Source organism: Anaeromyxobacter oryzae (genome assembly GCF_023169945.1).
GTDB lineage: Bacteria > Myxococcota > Myxococcia > Myxococcales > Anaeromyxobacteraceae > Anaeromyxobacter > Anaeromyxobacter oryzae.
Genome location: NZ_AP025591.1, coordinates 1,371,165 through 1,386,422, shown reverse-complemented (window position 1 = coordinate 1,386,422; position 15,258 = coordinate 1,371,165). Strand labels below are relative to the sequence as shown.

17 protein-coding genes are annotated in these 15,258 nt (G+C 75.5%); 9 read left to right on the top strand and 8 right to left on the bottom strand.

What is annotated here, in order from left to right; genetic code table 11:
• Together AMOR_RS06040 and AMOR_RS06035 are read right to left on the bottom strand one after the other, a co-directional pair.
• A complete protein-coding gene (locus tag AMOR_RS06040; protein WP_248359622.1) occupies positions 1-735 on the bottom strand; it encodes a universal stress protein in 735 nt (244 codons plus the stop codon).
• Positions 728-3,166, bottom strand: coding sequence for a Lon protease family protein (locus tag AMOR_RS06035; protein ID WP_248359620.1), 2,439 nt, complete (start codon positions 3,164-3,166; stop codon positions 728-730). Before AMOR_RS06035 ends, AMOR_RS06040 begins: the two co-directional genes overlap by 8 nt.
• 165 nt (positions 3,167-3,331) lie before the next feature.
• Between AMOR_RS06035 and AMOR_RS06030 the strand changes: the two genes are divergently transcribed.
• Positions 3,332-3,712, top strand: coding sequence for a DUF1841 family protein (locus tag AMOR_RS06030; protein WP_248359617.1), 381 nt, complete (start codon positions 3,332-3,334; stop codon positions 3,710-3,712).
• Between the two features lie 8 nt (positions 3,713-3,720).
• Here the strand turns inward: AMOR_RS06030 and AMOR_RS06025 are convergent, their stop codons facing one another.
• A complete protein-coding gene (locus AMOR_RS06025; protein ID WP_248359614.1) occupies positions 3,721-4,701 on the bottom strand; it encodes a CBS domain-containing protein in 981 nt (326 codons plus the stop codon).
• Positions 4,702-4,746: 45 nt separating this feature from the next.
• On the opposite strand from AMOR_RS06025, the gene crcB reads away from it, so the two are divergent.
• The 3 genes from crcB to AMOR_RS06010 are packed head-to-tail and all read left to right on the top strand — an operon-like array spanning position 4,747 to position 7,159.
• A complete protein-coding gene (gene crcB / locus AMOR_RS06020) occupies positions 4,747-5,127 on the top strand; it encodes a fluoride efflux transporter CrcB (protein WP_248359612.1) in 381 nt (126 codons plus the stop codon).
• Positions 5,128-5,160: 33 nt separating this feature from the next.
• Positions 5,161-6,087: an ABC transporter ATP-binding protein gene (locus AMOR_RS06015; protein ID WP_248359609.1), complete on the top strand. Its 927-nt coding sequence runs from the start codon at positions 5,161-5,163 to the stop codon at positions 6,085-6,087.
• Complete coding sequence (locus tag AMOR_RS06010) at positions 6,080-7,159, top strand: ABC transporter permease (protein ID WP_248359606.1); 1,080 nt, start codon at positions 6,080-6,082, stop codon at positions 7,157-7,159. The genes AMOR_RS06015 and AMOR_RS06010 overlap by 8 nt, the downstream gene beginning before the upstream one ends.
• Positions 7,160-7,203: 44 nt before the next feature.
• Here AMOR_RS06010 and mobA read toward each other — a convergent pair whose 3' ends face one another.
• Positions 7,204-7,809 carry a molybdenum cofactor guanylyltransferase gene (gene mobA / locus AMOR_RS06005; protein WP_248359603.1) on the bottom strand — a complete coding sequence of 202 codons (606 nt, stop codon included), beginning with the start codon at positions 7,807-7,809 and terminating at the stop codon, positions 7,204-7,206.
• A 75-nt stretch (positions 7,810-7,884) separates the two neighbouring features.
• Between mobA and AMOR_RS06000 the strand changes: the two genes are divergently transcribed.
• Together AMOR_RS06000 and AMOR_RS05995 are read left to right on the top strand one after the other, a co-directional pair.
• Positions 7,885-8,223: a tetratricopeptide repeat protein gene (locus AMOR_RS06000; RefSeq protein ID WP_248359600.1), complete on the top strand. Its 339-nt coding sequence runs from the start codon at positions 7,885-7,887 to the stop codon at positions 8,221-8,223.
• Positions 8,220-9,035: an enoyl-ACP reductase FabI gene (locus tag AMOR_RS05995; protein WP_248359598.1), complete on the top strand. Its 816-nt coding sequence runs from the start codon at positions 8,220-8,222 to the stop codon at positions 9,033-9,035. Before AMOR_RS06000 ends, AMOR_RS05995 begins: the two co-directional genes overlap by 4 nt.
• Before the next feature lie 93 nt (positions 9,036-9,128).
• On the opposite strand, the gene AMOR_RS05990 is transcribed toward AMOR_RS05995, so the two are convergent.
• The 4 genes from AMOR_RS05990 to AMOR_RS05975 all read right to left on the bottom strand — a co-directional run bounded on the left by AMOR_RS05990 (position 9,129) and on the right by AMOR_RS05975 (position 11,625).
• Complete coding sequence (locus tag AMOR_RS05990) at positions 9,129-9,785, bottom strand: MBL fold metallo-hydrolase (RefSeq protein WP_248359596.1); 657 nt, start codon at positions 9,783-9,785, stop codon at positions 9,129-9,131.
• Positions 9,786-9,862: 77 nt separating this feature from the next.
• Positions 9,863-10,195 (bottom strand): iron-sulfur cluster insertion protein ErpA, encoded by a 333-nt coding sequence (gene erpA / locus AMOR_RS05985; RefSeq protein ID WP_248359593.1) that lies wholly within the window; start codon positions 10,193-10,195, stop codon positions 9,863-9,865.
• Between the two features lie 159 nt (positions 10,196-10,354).
• Positions 10,355-11,065 (bottom strand): SDR family oxidoreductase, encoded by a 711-nt coding sequence (locus AMOR_RS05980; protein ID WP_248359590.1) that lies wholly within the window; start codon positions 11,063-11,065, stop codon positions 10,355-10,357.
• Positions 11,066-11,067: 2 nt separating this feature from the next.
• Positions 11,068-11,625, bottom strand: a complete 558-nt coding sequence (locus AMOR_RS05975; RefSeq protein ID WP_248359586.1) for a cob(I)yrinic acid a,c-diamide adenosyltransferase — start codon at positions 11,623-11,625, stop codon at positions 11,068-11,070.
• Between the two features lie 79 nt (positions 11,626-11,704).
• On the opposite strand from AMOR_RS05975, the gene AMOR_RS05970 reads away from it, so the two are divergent.
• The 3 genes from AMOR_RS05970 (at position 11,705) to AMOR_RS05960 (ending at position 15,239) form a co-directional block, all read left to right on the top strand.
• Entirely contained in the window at positions 11,705-13,045 is a 1,341-nt protein-coding gene (locus AMOR_RS05970) for a hypothetical protein (RefSeq protein ID WP_248359584.1), read from the top strand.
• Entirely contained in the window at positions 13,042-13,455 is a 414-nt protein-coding gene (locus AMOR_RS05965; protein WP_248359582.1) for a PCC domain-containing protein, read from the top strand. Before AMOR_RS05970 ends, AMOR_RS05965 begins: the two co-directional genes overlap by 4 nt.
• A gap of 695 nt (positions 13,456-14,150) precedes the next feature.
• Positions 14,151-15,239 (top strand): HNH endonuclease, encoded by a 1,089-nt coding sequence (locus tag AMOR_RS05960; protein ID WP_248359580.1) that lies wholly within the window; start codon positions 14,151-14,153, stop codon positions 15,237-15,239.
• The last annotated feature ends 19 nt before the right edge of the window (positions 15,240-15,258 follow it).

The window sequence follows — 15,258 nt, the reverse complement described above, 5'->3', positions numbered from 1 at the left end:
TCACCGGACGACGAGCACGGCCGCGCCGAGCGCGAGGAGCCGGTCGAGATCGTCGGTCGCGGAGGCGGGAAGGACGGCGACGGCCGGCGCGAGGCGGGCGAGGGCGGCCGCCGTCGCGCCGGGCCGGCCGGCGGCGCGGACGATCGCGGGCGGGTGGTCCTCGCCGGCGAGCCGGCGCGCCACCGCGACGGCACGAGCCGCCGCCGGGCTGCCATCATCCACCACGGCGGCCCGCTCGCCGAGGCGCGCGCCGCGGGCGAGGAGCAGCACCGGCCCGCGCGCGGACGCTGCCGCCGCCCGCGCCGTCGCGCCGACCGACGCGCGGGGGCCGCGGGCGTGACCGGCCGCGCCGAGCACGAGGAGGTCCCCCTCGCCGGCCGCCGCGAGGACCTCCGCGGTGACGCGCCCGCGCACGATGCGGAACGACGCCCCGATGCCCGACCGCGCCGCGGCTCCGTCCACCGCCGCGCGCGCCTCCGCCGCGAGGGCGCGCAGCGCGGCCTCCATCGCGGCGAGGTCGAGCGGCTGCAGCGCGCCGCTGGCCGCGCGCACGAGCGCCGCGAACGGGAGCTCCGCGAGCCGGAGCAGCTCCTCGTCCTCGACGAACACCCCCGCGAGCGGAGCGCCGAGCCGGGCCGCGAGGCGCGCCGCCGCCGCGAGCGCGTCGAGGCTCGCCGGCGAGGCGTCGAGCGCCACGACGATGCGGCGCGGCGCGAACGCGCGGTCCTCAGCCATCGCCGCGCCCCCCGCCCTCCGCGACCGGCGCGACCGGCGCGATCATGAACCGGCGCGCCTGCTCCGAGAGCGCCTCCAGCCGCGCCGCGACGCGCCCGTTCACGGTCCCGGCCGGGAAGCGGCCCGCGTCGTCCGGTGCGCCCGCGGGCAGCCCGGTGAGGAGCTCCAGGCCCTCGTCGATCGTCTCGACGGGCCAGATCCGGAACGTCCCCTCCTGCAGCGCCGCGAGCACGTCCTCCCGCAGCACGAGGTGGGGGACGTTCGCCGCGGGCAAGAGCACGCCCTGCGTGCCGTCGAGGCCGCGGGCGCGGCAGACGTCGAAGAAGCCCTCGACCTTCTCGGTGACCGCGCCGACGGCCTGGACGCGTCCGAGCTGATCCACCGAGCCGGTCACCGCGAGGCCCTGCCGGACCGGCACGCCGGCGATGGCGGAGAGGAGCGCGTACAGCTCCGCCGACGACGCGCTGTCGCCCTCGACGCCGGAGTACGACTGCTCGAAGACGATGGACGCCGCGAGGGTGAGCGGGCGGTCGGCGCTGTAGCGGCCTCCGAGGAACCCCGCGAGGATGAGGACGCCCTTCGAGTGGATCGGGCCGCCGAGCGCGACCTCGCGCTCGATGTCCACCACCTCGCCGCGGCCGAGCCGGACGCGCGCGGTGATCCGGCTCGGGCGCCCGAACCAGCGCCCGCCGATCCCGACGACCGAGAGCCCGTTCACCTGCCCGACGCGCGCGCCCGACGTCTCGACGACGAGCGTCCCGCGGCGGATCTCCTCCTGCAGCTCGTCCCGGAGCCGGCCGGCACGCCGCTCCCTCGCGGCGAGCGCGGCGGTCACGTCGCGCGCGGCCACGACGCTCCGGCCCGCCGCGTCCGCCTCGTGGTCGGCCTCGACGACGACGTCCGAGACGGAGGCGACGTCCGCGGTGAGCCGGGTCGCGTCGCCCGCGAGGCGCGAGGCCTCCTGCAGCACCCGCTCCACCGCCTCCCGGGCGAGGGGCCGGAGCCGCGCGCGGCGCGCGATCGTCGCGACGAGGCGCGCGAAGTCGAGGTCGTTCGCGGCGGTGCGCGGGATCGCGTCCTCGAGGTCGGCGACGACCTTGAACAGCTCCGGGAACTCGGGATCGAGCACGGAGAGCAGGTGGTGCAGGAACCGGTCGCCGACGAGCACGACCTGCACCTCGAGGGGGATCGGCTGGGGCTCGAGGGACGACGTCCCGCCGATGCCGAGGAGCCGCTCGGGCGGCTCGATCCGGAGCTCGCGCGAGCGGAGGGCGCGCTTCAGCTCGTCCCAGGCGAACGGCTGGGCGAGCACCTTGCGCGCGTCGAGGACGAGCCACCCGCCGCGCGCGCGGTGGAGCGCGCCGGGGCGGATGAGCGTGAAGTCCGTGACGAGCGCGCCGAAGTGGGCGTGGTGCTCGATGCGGCCGGCGAGGTTCGCGAGGGTCGGCAGATCCTCCTGGACCACCGGCGCTCCGGTATGGCCGGAGTGGTCGATCATCACGTTCACGCCGTAGCGCTGGAGCGCCGGCGTGTCCGCGAGGAGCTTCCGCAGCTGCGCGGGGAGATCGCTGTCGCCGTCGGCGCCCGCGAGGAACTCGTGGACGTTCTCGAGCACGTCCAGCTGGACGGCGTCGAGGTGCGCGAGGACCGCCGGCAGGTCGGCGTAGCGCCGCTGCAGCTCGTCGAGGAGGTGGCCGGCCGCGTGGAGCGCGACCTCGCGGTTCGCCTCCTTCACCTTCTCCCGGTGGCGGCGCTCCAGGTCCGGCATCGACCGGAGCGTCCGCTGGAGGTCCGCCTGCAGCTGGGTGATGTCGCGCTTGACGCGCTCCTGGACCTCCTCCGGCAGCTCGTGGAACGCGTCCGGCTCGATCACCTCGCCGTCCTTCACCGGGGCGAACCCGAAGCCGATCGGCGTGCGCAGGAGCGCGATCCCCCGCGCGTTCGCCCGCTGCCGGACCTCGTCCACCGCGCGCTCGCGCGCCTCCTCCAGCTCGTGATCGAGGAGCTGCAGGCGGGCCCGGTGATCGGCGCTCTCGAAGGCCGCCGGGATCGCGACGCGGAGCTCCGCCACGAGCCGGTCCATGTCGGCGCGGAGCGCCAGCGCGCGGCCCGGGGGCAGCTCGACGGCGCGCGGGCGCCGGGGTTCCGCGAAGTCGTTCAGGTAGCAGCAGTCGGACGGCGTCTCGGCTTCGGCCGCGGCGCGCTCCAGCATCCGGAGGACGAGGGCGTGCCTCCCCGAGCCGGGCGGGCCCATCACGTACGCCCCCCAGCCAGGCCCCGGCATCGCGATGGCGAACCGCAGGGCCGCGACCGCGCGGTCCTGGCCGAGCGGGCCTTCGAGGTCCGGGAGGTCGTCGGTGGTCTCGAAGGCGGCGTCGGGCGAGAGGCCCGGGCGGCGGAGCATCCCCGGCGAGAGCGGCGCGACGGCCATCGGACACCTCCCGCGCGGGCGGCGACCACCGGCGCCCCACCGCGCGAGACCAGGGTACGCCCGACAGAGGAGACCGGACCGGACCGCTCGGGACCGCGCCCGGCCGCGCTCCCCCGGCTGGCGCGGCGCTCGCCGCGCCGCTAGTCTCCGCCCCGGAGGACCCCATTGCCCTACGACGCCGATCAGGCTCCGGAGCCGACCGCGTGGCTCGCCGAGGACGAGCGCGACCGCCTGGAGGCGGTCGAGGCGCACCACCGCGGGCTCGCCTCGCACGCCCGGACGCCTCGGCCGCGGCTCCACGCGGCGCTCCACCTGGTGGTCGAGAACCAGCTCGCGGCGGGTGACCCGCCCGAGGTGCGGCGCGCGCTCGAGCGGCTGCTCGCCGGAGGCCTGCCGCGGCACGAGGCGATCCACGCCATCGGCCTCGTCGTCGCGGACGCGACGAGCGCGGCGATGGACGGCCGCGCCTTCGATCCGCGCGTGTACGGCCGCGAGCTGGACGCGCTCACCGTCGAGCGCTGGCGGGCGCTCTCGCGCCCGGAGTAGCCGAAGACCTAGGGATTCGCGGGCAGGAGGCCGCGCAGCAGCGCCGCCCGATCCAGCGCGCCCACGAGCCGCCCCTCGGCGTCGACGACCGCAAGGAGCTTGTGGGCGCCGGGCAGCACGAGCGCGATCGCCTCGTGCAGTGGCAGGTCCGGCGCCGCGGTCGCCACCGGCCCGAGCACGTCGGCCGCGGTCCGCGCGACCGCGCGCCGCTCGGCGCGCTCCCGCTCGAGGTGGCCGAACGGCAACCCGTGGAGCGAGGCGGAGAAGACGCCGCGCCGGACCGGCGGCGCGAGCCGCTCGAGGAGCGCCGCGTCGGACACCGCGCCGAGCACGCGCCGGTCCGCGTCGACGACGAGGGCGTGATCGAGGCCGGAGGCGGCGACCAGCGGCAGCACGTCCTCGAGCGGCGTCTCGGGCCGGACCGCCGGCGGGTCCGGGCGCATGACGTCCCCGAGCGGCGCGCCGGCGTCGAGTCCGCCGCCGCCCACGGCGTCGTTCGCCTCCCATCCGCCGCCCGCGACGGCGCGGAGCACGTCGACGCGCGAGAGCACGCCCGCGAGCCGCCCCGCCGCGTCCACCACCGGCAGGCGCTTCAGGCGGCGCCGCGCCATCAGCTCGGCCGCCTCGCGGAGCGGCATCGCGACGCCCACCGTCACGGGCTCCGGCGTCATCACGTCCCGCGCGACCCGGCCGGACCGCGCGATGCGCTCGACGAGGTGCTCGGCGTCGCCGGGGCCGAGGGCGGCCTCGCCGGGCTCCACCGCCGCGCCGGTGCCGCGCGCGACGACGTCGCTCTGCGTGACGATGCCGACGACGAAGCCGCGCATGACGACCGGGAGCGCCCGCCGCCGCGCGGCCGCCATCCGCACCACGACCTCGACGAGCGGCGTCGCGGGCTCGACCGAGATCGCGGGCCGGGTCATGACGTCGCCGGCGGCGAGGTCGGCGAGGATCGCTCGCCGCGGGGCGAGGGGGTCCTTCCCGGGCATGAGCCGCATGTTGCCCGGCCGGGGCGGGCGAGGTAAAGGGCACGGGTGGACAAGCTCCTCCTCGTCTGCGTCGGAGGCGCGCTCGGCAGCGGGGCGCGGTACCTCGTCGGCACCTGGTCGCTCGCGGCGTTCGGGCCCGGGTTCCCGCGCGGCACCCTCGCCATCAACGTCATCGGCTCGTTCCTGCTCGCCGTGATCATGACCGCGTCGATCACGACGGAGTCGGTCTCCCCGCACCTCCGGCTGTTCCTCGCGACCGGCGTGATGGGCGGCTTCACCACGTACTCGTCCTTCAACTGGGAGACGATCACGCTCGCGCAGGAGGGCCGGTTCCTGGCCGCGGGTCTCTACCTCGCCGCGACGCTCCTCGGCTGCCTCGCCGGCGGCCTCGCCGGCACGATCCTCGTCCACCGGGTCGTCGGCTGACGCCCTCGCCGCGGCGCGCTATCTCTCTCGCCCGTGTCCGACCTCGCCATCCGCTGCCGCGGTCTCGTGAAGCGCTACCCGCCGGACGTCGTCGCGGTGGACGGGCTCGACCTGGAGGTGCGCCGCGGCGAGTGCTTCGGGCTGCTCGGGCCGAACGGCGCGGGCAAGACGACGACCGTCGAGATCCTGGAGGGCCTGCTGCCGCCCACCGCCGGGGACGTCGAGATCCTCGGCGCGCGCTGGGAGCGCGACGCGGCGCACCTCCGCGCGCGGGTCGGGATCACGCTCCAGGAGACGCACCTGCCCGAGCGGCTCACCGTCGAGGAGGTGGTTCGCCTCTTCCGGTCGTTCTACCCGCGGGGCCGGAGCGAGGACGAGGTGATCGGCCTCGTGTCGCTGGAGGAGAAGCGCCGCGCCCGCTACGACCGGCTCTCCGGGGGCCAGAAGCAGCGGCTCGCGGTGGCGTGCGCGCTGGTCGGCGAGCCGGAGCTGCTGTTCCTCGACGAGCCCACGACGGGCCTGGACCCGCAGTCGCGCCGGCAGCTCTGGGATGTCGTGTCGGACGTGAAGCGGCAGGGGCGGTCGGTGCTCCTCACCACGCACTACATGGACGAGGCCGAGCGGCTCTGCGACCGCGTGGCCATCGTCGACCGCGGGAAGGTCATCGCGCTCGGCACGCCGCGCGAGCTGATCCAGCGGGTGGTGGGCCACGAGGTGGTCGAGTTCGAGGCCCCCGCGGACGGCGTCTCCGAGCCGGAGCTGCGCGCGCTCCCCGGCGTCCAGGCGGTCCGGCGCGGCGCCGCGGGCTGGGCGCTCACCGTCGACCGGCTCCACCTCGCGCTCCCGGCGCTCCTCGACCGGCTCGACGGGCGCGGCGTCGCGCTCTCGGCGCTGTCCACCCACCGCGCGACGCTCGAGGACGTGTTCGTCGCCCTGACGGGCCGGAGGCTCCGTGACTGACCTCGCCGCTCCGGTGGCGCGCCGCCGCGCGCCGCGCCTCCTCGACCGGTCCCCGCTCGCCCAGCTGGTGCTCGTCCGGATCCGTGCGTTCTTCCGGGAGCCGTCGACCGTGTTCTGGAGCTTCGGGTTCCCGATCCTCCTCACGATCGCGCTCGGGATCGCGTTCCGGTCGCGGCCGCCCGAGCCCGTGCGCGCCGCGGTGATCGAGGGCCCCGGCGCCGAGGCCGTGCGCGCGGCGCTCGCCGCCGACCCGGGCGTCGCCGCCGAGATCCTCCCCGAGCCGGCGGCCCGCACGGCGCTCCGCACCGGGCGCGCCGCGCTGGTGGTCGTCCCGGGCGACCCGCCGACCTACCGGACCGACCCGACGCGGCCCGAGAGCCGCCTCGCGCGCGCCTCCGTCGACGACCTGCTCCAGCGGGCCGCGGGCCGCGCCGACGTCTTCCGCCCCGCCGACGCGCGCGTCACCGAGCCCGGCGCGCGCTACGTCGACTTCCTCGTCCCGGGGCTCCTCGGGATGAACGTCATGTCCGCGGGGATGTGGGGCATCGGCTGGGTCATCGTCGAGGACCGGCAGAAGAAGCTCCTGAAGCGCATGGTCGCGACGCCGATGCGACGGAGCGAGTGGCTGCTCGCGTTCGTGATCGTCCGGCTCTTCTTCCTCGTGGTCGAGGTGCCGGTGCTGGTCGGCTTCGCGATGCTCGCGTTCGACGTGCCGATGCGCGGCTCGTGGCTCGCGCTGGGCGGCGTCGCCGTTCTCGGGGCGCTGGCGTTCTCCGGCCTCGGGCTCCTCGTCGCGAGCCGCGCGCGGAACACGCAGACGGTCGGGGGCCTCATCAACCTCGTGATGATGCCGATGTTCATCCTCTCCGGCGTGTTCTTCTCGTCGGACAACTTCCCGCGCGCGATGCAGCCCGCGATCCGGGCGCTCCCGCTCACCGCGCTCAACGACGCGCTGCGCGCCGTGATGAACGAGGGCGCCGGGCTCGCCGGCGTCTGGGCGCAGGCCGCGCTCCTCGCCGCCGTGGCTGCGCTCGCGTTCGGCCTCGCGCTCCGCTTCTTCCGCTGGTCGTAGCCGGCGGGCGAGGGCGCCCCGGACCGCGGGCGCGTCGACCTGGGCTACGGCTGGTGGAGGCCGAGCCGCGCCGCGTCCTCGGGCGTGTTGACGTTCTCGAACGCTCGGCCCGCCGGGTCCACGGTCCGCCACTCCGCCTCCTCGATCACGCGGGCGCCCACCGCGGCGGCGACGGCGCGGAGCGACGGGTCGCCCGCGCGGAGCAGGCCGTCGAGCACCGGCAGGCACGCCCGAGACCAGCAGGCGTGGAGCGGCTCGAGGCGTCCGCCGAACCGCACCAGCACCGCCGCCGCGCCGCCGCGCCGCTCCGCGAGCCACCGGATCGGCCGCTCGTCCAGGAAGGGCAGGTCGCACGCCGCGGCGAAGACCCAGTCCGTGCTCGCGGCGGAGAGCGCCGCGTGCACGCCGCCCGGGGCGCCCTTGCCCGGTACGACGTCGGGAACGATCCGCGCGCCGAGCGCGGCGTACGGCGCGGGGTCGTTCGCGACCACGAGCACGTCGTCGAAGAGCCGGCGGAAGAGCCGCAGCGCGCGGGCGGCGATGGGCTCGCCGTCCAGGACGAGCAGCCCCTTGGGGACGCCGCCCATCCGCGTCGCGCGTCCGCCGGCGACGAGCACGCCCGTGCAGCCAGGGATGAGAGCGGGTCCCATGGGCGGGGAGTGTAGCGCGGCGGGGGCGGTCGGCACTGGAGTGGAGCCGTCGTTCCGGGGTACAACGGGCGGCCCATGACCCCGGAGCAGCGGCTCGAGGCCTTCCGGAAGTTCGTCGAGAAGAGCCCGGACGATCCCTTCGCGCGGTACTCGCTCGCCATGGCCCTCCGCTCGGCGGGCCGGGTGGACGACGCCGTCGCGGAGTTCCGGGAGATCGCGCGCCGCAAGCCGGACTACGTGCCGACCTATCTGATGCTCGGGCAGGCGCTCGAGTCGGCCGGGAAGGACGCCGAGGCGGCGCAGGCCTACGAGGACGGGATCGCCCAGGCGGCCCGCAAGCAGGACGGACACGCGCAGAGCGAGCTCGGGAGCGCGCTCGAGGCGGTCCGCGCCAGAGGAGCAGGAGCACGATGACCGAGAACCAGGACTCCCCGCTGTCGCTCGGCGGGCTCATGAAGGGCAAGCGCGCCATCATCACCGGCGTCGCCAACGAGCGGTCGATCGCGTGGGCGATCGCCCAGGCGTTCCACCGCGAGGGGGCCGAGCTCGTCTTCACGTACCCGGGCGAGGCGATGGGCGCGCGCGTCCGGCCGCTCGCCGAGGGCCTGGGCGCGAAGGCGATCCTCGACTGCGACGTCTCGAAGGACGCCGACATCGAGCGGACCGTCGCGGACGTGAAGAAGGTGTGGGACCGCGTCGACGTCGTCGTCCACGCGATCGGGTACGCACCCCGCAGCGCGCTCGACGGGCGCTTCACCGACGCGACCACCCGCGAGATCTGGCAGATCACGATGGACGTGTCGGCGTACTCGCTCATCGCGCTGGCGCGCGCGTTCAAGCCGATGATGCCGCCGGGCTCGTCGATCGTGTCGCTGACGTACTACGGCGCCGAGAAGGTGGTCTCGAACTACAACGTGATGGGCGTCGCGAAGGCGGCGCTCGAGGCGTCCACCCGATACCTCGCGGAGGACCTCGGCAAGGACGGCATCCGGGTGAACGCGATCAGCGCGGGCCCGATCAAGACGCTCGCCGCGGCCGGCATCAAGGGGATGCGCGCGATGCTCTCCGAGAACGCGGAGCGGACGCCGCTGCGCCGCAACGTGGATCAGGAGGACTGCGCCCGCGCCGCCCTCTACCTGTGCTCCGACCTCGCCGCGAACGTCACCGGCGAGATCCTGCACGTCGACGCCGGGCAGAACATCGTCGGCGTGGTGTCGATGGGCTGACGCAGGGCCGCTCCGCCGGTTGCACCTGCCGCCGCGTCCGGTGTCACGGACGCGGCGGTTCTCTTCCCGGCGCGCCCTTCGGCTCCGCGCGACCTAGACGAACCTTCCCCGCCGCGGGTTCTGCCCGACGAACGGGTTCGACGCCCGCTCCTCGCCGATCGTGCCGCCCGGGCCGTGGCCGGGCAGGAACCGCACCTCGTCCGGGAGCGCGAACAGCTTCGTCTGTATCGACTGGAACAGCGCGTCGAAGTCGCCGCCGGGGAGGTCCGTCCGGCCCACCGAGCCGGCGAAGAGCGTGTCGCCGGTGAAGACGATCTTCTCCTCCGGGAAGAGGAGGCAGGCCGAGCCCAGGCTGTGGCCGGGCGTGTGGAGGACCTTCGCCTCGCACGCGCCGAGGCGGAAGGTCTCGCCGTCCACGGGCGACGCGTCGACGACCGGCACCTCGACCGGATCGAACCCGAACATCTCGGCCTGGCGGGGCAGCGCCTCGAGCCAGGGGAGATCGGCGGCATGCAGCGCGAGCGGCGCGCCGGTCTTGCGCCTCGTCTCGGCGGCGCCCGCGACGTGGTCGATGTGTCCGTGGGTGCAGAAGATCCGGACGACCCGGTAGCCGCCCGGGTCGGCGAGCGCGAGGACGCGCGCGACGTCGCCGCCGGGGTCGACGACGACGGCCTCGCCGGTGCGGTCGCAGGCGGCGAGCCAGGCGTTCGCCGCGAACGGGCCGACCACCGCGTGGCGCACGACGAGCATCCCGCCTCCTCGAAAAGAAGAGGGGCCGAAGGGTGACCCCCTCCGGCCCGGTCAACCGCTCCGCCCAGCGGCAGTGGCTAGTACGAGAACGACGACCCGCACCCGCAGGTGGTCCGCGCGTTCGGGTTGTTGAACTTGAACCCGGCGCCCTGGAGGCCGACCACGTAGTCGATGGTCACGCCCTGCAGGTACATCGAGCTCATCGGGTCGACGAAGAGCTTGAGGCCGTCCTGCTCCATCGAGAGGTCCCCGTCCTTCGGGTCCTTCTCGAAGTCCATCGAGTACTGGAACCCGGCGCAGCCGCCGCCCATGACGCCGACGCGAATGCCGTAGCCCTGGAGGCCCTCGCGTTCGATGGCGTCCTTCACCATCTCGATCGCCTTGGCGGTGAGGGAGACGGGGTTCGACATCCCGAGGTCCACAGGGGCGGCGGTCGAGGGGGCAACCGTGGTCGTCGCATCCATTTGTTCGAAATCTCCGTGCGGGCGCGCGAGATCGCACCCGATTTGATGTGGCGCAAGGAGTCTAACAGCCGGGCTGCGGCCGTTCAACGCGACCTGGCCTGCAGCTCACCCGACCCGGCCGGCGAGGTGCCGGCCGCCATCGACCGGCAGGATCGCGCCGGTCACGAATGGGGCCTCCGCGAGGTACCGGACCGCGTCCGCCACGTCCTGCGGCGTCCCCGCCCGGCCGAGCGGGATGCGCCGGGCGAGTTCGCGCCGGCGGCCGGCGGGATACGACTCCGGCCACAGCACGGTCCCGGGCGCGACCGCGTTCACCCGGACCTGCGGCGCGAGCTCGAGCGCGAGGCACTCGGTCAGCCGGACGAGCGCCGCCTTGGACGCCGAGTAGGCGGCGTAGCCCTTCCACGGCACGAGGCCACCCCCCACGTCGGCGACGTTCACGACGGAGCCGCGGGACCGCGCAAGGAGGGGGGCGAGCGCGCGGACGAGGAGCAGCGGCCCGCGGGCGTTCAGGTCCATCTGCTCGTCGAAGACGGCGGCGTCCGTGTCCGCGAGCGGCACGGGCTCGAAGCCGGCGGCGCTGTTCACGAGGAGATCCAGCCGGCGGAACCGCGCGCGGAAGTCGGCGGCGAGGCGCGCCGGGCCGTCCGCGGACGCGAGGTCCGCCTGGAGCGCGGCGGCGAACCCGCGGGGCCGGTGCGAGCGGTGGTGCGCCGCCACGGTCCAGCCGTGGCGCGCGAGGTCGCGCGCGATCGCCTCGCCGACGCGGACGCCGGCGCCGGTCACGAGCGCCACCCGGATCGGCGCGCGGGCCACCGTCACCGCTCCCGCCGCGGATCCCAGGCGGTCTCCGCCCGGCCCGCCCGGAAGTTCGCGATCCGCGCCGCGACGAAGAGGAGGTCCGAGAGCCGGTTCAGGTACGCGAGCGTGACGGGCGCCACCTCGACCTCGGCGGCGAGCGCCACGACGCGCCGCTCCGCGCGCCGGCAGACGCACCGCGCGAGGTGGAGCGCGGCGGCGGTGCGCGTGCCGCCCGGCAGCACGAACTCCCGCAGGGCCGGCAGCTCCGTCTCCCACGCGTCGATGGCGGACTCGAGCCGCTCGATCCACCGCGGCTCGACGGGCGGGATCGCGGAGCGCGCCTTGGCGCCGTGCGGCGTCGCGAGCTCGGCGCCGACGCAGAACAGCTCGTCCTGGATCCGGGCGAGGTGCCGCTCCAGCTCGGGATCCTCCACCTGCGCCCGCACGACGCCGAGGGCGGCGTTCAGCTCGTCGACCTCGCCGTAGGCGTCGACGCGGTGATCGCTCTTCCTCACGCGCGGCCCCCCGAACAGGCCCGTTTCGCCCGCGTCGCCCGTCTTCGTGTAGATCTTCACCCGGCCGTGCCTATCAGAGGGAGCGGGGGCCGGCAACGCCCGCGCGAGCAGCGCGCGGGCCCCCCGCGCCGGGAGCCGGATGACGGATCTGTTCGAGGGAGAGGCGCTCGAGGCGGTGGGCCGCGCGGCGGCGGAGCGGGCGTGGGCCGAGGGTCTCACGGTCCGGCGGCCGGACGGGACCGTGGTGCCGATCCCCCTCGTCGCGGAGCCGGAGATCCTGTCGCGCGAGGCGCTCGCGGACGCCGCCGCGGAGGCGGAGCGGATCCTGTCGGGCGCGGTGAAGCTCGCCCGCGCCCTGCTCGTCTCGGGCGACGCCCGCGACCGCGCCGCGCTCGAGGAGCCCTTCTCCGGCCTCGAGGCGGAGGCGATGGCGCGGCTCTTCGACGAGGCGCCGCTCCCGGTGACGATGGCCCGCGTCGACTTCCTCGTGCCGGAGGGCGGTGGCCCGCCCCGCGCCCTCGAGCTGAACGCCACCATCCCCGCGATGTCGGGCTACGCAGACCTCGCCGCGTTCTCCTGGATCCGCGCCGCGGCGCGGGCGCGGGGGAAGACGCCGCGCGAGGAGAACGCGCTCGTCGCCGCGTGCGGGAGCCACATGGAGCGGCTGCGGGAGGCGCTCGTCGGGACCTATCGCGCGCGCGGCGGCACCCGCGCCCGCCCGTCCATCGCGGTCGTCGCGCGGCCCGGCGACGCCCAGATCGGCGAGCTCCGCCGGCTCGCGGCGCACCTCCGGCAGATGGGCCACCGGGCGGAGAACCTCGTCCCGCAGGACTGCGTGCCGGAGGACTGGGACGTCCTCTACCGCCACGTGTGGGCGAGCCGGGTGGATCCCGCGGCGCCGTTCGCCCGCGCGCTCCGCGCGCCCGGGAGGTACGTCGTCGCGAACCCCGTGAACGGGCTCCTCGAGGCGAAGGCGCTCTTCGCGCGGCTCTCCGAGTGCGCCGAGGACGCGGCCCTCGCGGCGCGCGCCGGCCTCGACGAGGCGGAGCGGGCCGCCGCGGGGCGCCTCCCGGTCACGCGCCGCCTCGAGCCAGCGATGGCGGCGCGCGTCGTCGCGGAGCGGGAGCGCTGGGTCCTGAAGCGGAGCTGGGACTACGGCGGGAAGAGCGTCCACCTCGGCGCGGAGCTCGCGCCGGACGCCTGGGCGCGCGTCGTCGAGGAGGCGCTCGCGGACCGGCGCGGCGGCGGGTTCGTGGCGCAGGAGCGGATCTTCGCGTCGCGCCGCCCGGCCACCCGCGTGACGCCGGAGGGCACGACGCGCGCGGTCCTCCATCGTGACCTCTCCACCTACTGCGGCCTCGGGCCGTCGCGGCCGTCCGGCTCGGTCGTCCGCGCCGCGGCGTCACCCATCGTCAACATCCTCGGCGGTGGCGGGCTCGCGCCGGTGATCCCCGAGGACATCCACGAGGCGCTCCGGTGAACTACCGCCAGGCGCGGATCGAGCGCGCGCTGCTCGCGCGGGTGGAGCGCGGCGAGGACCTTCTCTGGGCCCTCGGGGAGCTCGCGCGGTGGGAGAAGCTCGACGCCGCGCTCGTGCGCGGGAGCGGCACCCTGGCCGCGGCCGACCTGGCGGCGGCCGGCGGCGCGGTGGAGCGGCTCGAGGGACCGCTCGCGCTCGCCACGCTCGCCGGGACGCTCGCGCTCCGCGACGGGCGCCTGGAGATCGCGCTGCATGCGGTCGTGGTCGGGGCGGACGGGAGGGAGGCGCGCGCCGGGCGCCTCCTCGCCGCGATTGCGGACGGGGTCGACCTCGTGGTGGACGTGCTCGACGACGCCGGGCTGGAGTGGCGGGTGGACCCGGAGAGCGGCGGGGTCGCGCGGCGGCGGTGAGCGGCGCGGGGGGGATGGGGGGAGGGGCGTGTCGGCCGAGGCGAGTCGGCGGGCGTCGTCGTCGTGGCCCGCGGGGCGTCGGCAAGCGTCTTCGTCGTGGCCCGCGGGGTCTCGGCAAGCGTCTTCGTCGTGGCCCGCGGGGTCTCGGCAAGCGTCTTCGTCGAGATGATGCGTGACCGATGGGTGAGCGGGGAAGGGCTCGAGAAGAGGGGGACGGCCGGGGCGGGGCCGCGTGGACGGGGCGTCGCGGTGGGGATCGGCTCCGAAGAAGCCTGTGTCGTGGCGCTAGATCCGTCGAGAGGGCCCGCGGGGCGCGCGGGGGGACGTTCCGTGGGACCGGGCTTCGATGTTCGAACGATGCGACGAGGGCTCGTGCGTCGCCGAGCCGTGGGCGGGCGGGCAGCAGTTCGCCAGGCGAACTCACTATAAGTGAATCATCTGCAAGGCCGCCGGCACAGCGCGGATGAATCTCGGCCGCACCCAAGTGGAACGCCATGGCACGCTTGACGCGGGGGCGGCGAAAAGCGGCGCTCGCGCTCGGGCTCACGCGAGAACGGCGCTGGGGAGCGTCGGCTCGGCGGCGAGCAGCGCTTGAAGTTGCCGAGGGGTCCGCGCGGCGCCCCTCCGCGTTCGCGCCTCAGCGACCGTTCCCGTGCGTTTCAGGAGGCCTCGAAAACGCGTGCGAGAGTGGCGTCATGAACACCGCACGCGCCCTCTCCGCGAACCTCGCCTCCCTCCTCCGCCGCGAGCATTCCGCCCTCGGCGCGTTCCTCGTGGCGCTCGCCGACTTCGATCGGCGCCGGGCGTGGATGACGCTCGGGCACGCCTCGCTCTTCGCGTACCTCCACCGCGAGCTGCGGCTCTCCAAGGCGGCGGCCCAGTACCGCAAGGTCGCGGCGGAGCTAATTGAAGAGGTGCCCGCGGTGGGCGAGGCGCTCGGCGAGGGTCGGCTCTGCCTGACCTCCATCGTCGAGGCCGCGAGGGTGGTCACCGCCCAGAACTGGGAGACCGTGCTGCCCCGGTTCTTCGGGCTCTCCCGGCGAGAGGCGATGGAGGTCGTCGCGGAGCTCCAGCCGCATCCCGCTCCGCCGACCCGGACCATCGTCTCTCCGATGCGGACCGCGCCCTCCAAGGTCGCCGCCGGCCCCGCCTCCGCGCTCCCGACCCTTCCGCTCGAGGTCGGGGCCGCCGGGCCGGCGGAGGAGAACTGCACGCCCGGTTCGTCAGGCGAACTCACTATGCGTGAAGGCAGGCGTCCCGCCGCGCCCGCCGCCGCCCCGCGGCCCGCCGAGGTCGTCCCCCTCACCGCGGACCTGCGCCGGTTCCACCTCACCGTCTCCGATCGCTTCCTCCGCAAGCTCCAGGCGGCGAAGGATGCGCTCTCCCACGCGCGTCCGGGGGCGACGGAGGAGGAGCTCCTCGAGGCCGGCCTCGACCTCCTCCTCGAGAAGGCCGCGAAGCGGAAGGGCCTCGTCGCGAAGCCGCGGAAGACTCCGAGGCCGGCGAAGTCCGACCACATCCCGGCGCACGTGAAGCGGGCGGTGATGGAACGGGACGGCGGCCGCTGCCAGTTTCGGCTCCCCTCCGGCGAGATCTGCGGCTCCACGCACCAGCTGGAGTTCGATCACATCGAGCCGGTCGCGCTCGGCGGCGCGTCGACCGTCGACAACGTCCGGATCGCCTGCAGGCGGCACAACATCATCTCGGCGCGGAGGGTCTTCGGAGACGACTGGATGGATCGGTACGCTCCGGGCAAGGCCTCGCTCCCGGCCGAGACCGGCTGAAGTAGTTGCTGAACGCGAG

What these genes read in the sequence shown, in the direction of transcription:
- AMOR_RS05995 (WP_248359598.1), top strand. Translation starts at nt 8,220, where the DNA reads ATGACCGAGAACCAGGACTCCCCGCTGTCGCTCGGCGGGCTCATGAAG.
- mobA (WP_248359603.1), bottom strand. Translation starts at nt 7,809, where the DNA reads ATGGGACCCGCTCTCATCCCTGGCTGCACGGGCGTGCTCGTCGCCGGC.
- erpA (WP_248359593.1), bottom strand. Translation starts at nt 10,195, where the DNA reads ATGTCGAACCCCGTCTCCCTCACCGCCAAGGCGATCGAGATGGTGAAG.
- AMOR_RS05970 (WP_248359584.1), top strand. Translation starts at nt 11,705, where the DNA reads ATGACGGATCTGTTCGAGGGAGAGGCGCTCGAGGCGGTGGGCCGCGCG.
- AMOR_RS06035 (WP_248359620.1), bottom strand. Translation starts at nt 3,166, where the DNA reads ATGGCCGTCGCGCCGCTCTCGCCGGGGATGCTCCGCCGCCCGGGCCTC.
- AMOR_RS05960 (WP_248359580.1), top strand. Translation starts at nt 14,151, where the DNA reads ATGAACACCGCACGCGCCCTCTCCGCGAACCTCGCCTCCCTCCTCCGC.
- AMOR_RS05990 (WP_248359596.1), bottom strand. Translation starts at nt 9,785, where the DNA reads ATGCTCGTCGTGCGCCACGCGGTGGTCGGCCCGTTCGCGGCGAACGCC.
- AMOR_RS06000 (WP_248359600.1), top strand. Translation starts at nt 7,885, where the DNA reads ATGACCCCGGAGCAGCGGCTCGAGGCCTTCCGGAAGTTCGTCGAGAAG.
- AMOR_RS06040 (WP_248359622.1), bottom strand. Translation starts at nt 735, where the DNA reads ATGGCTGAGGACCGCGCGTTCGCGCCGCGCCGCATCGTCGTGGCGCTC.
- AMOR_RS06025 (WP_248359614.1), bottom strand. Translation starts at nt 4,701, where the DNA reads ATGCCCGGGAAGGACCCCCTCGCCCCGCGGCGAGCGATCCTCGCCGAC.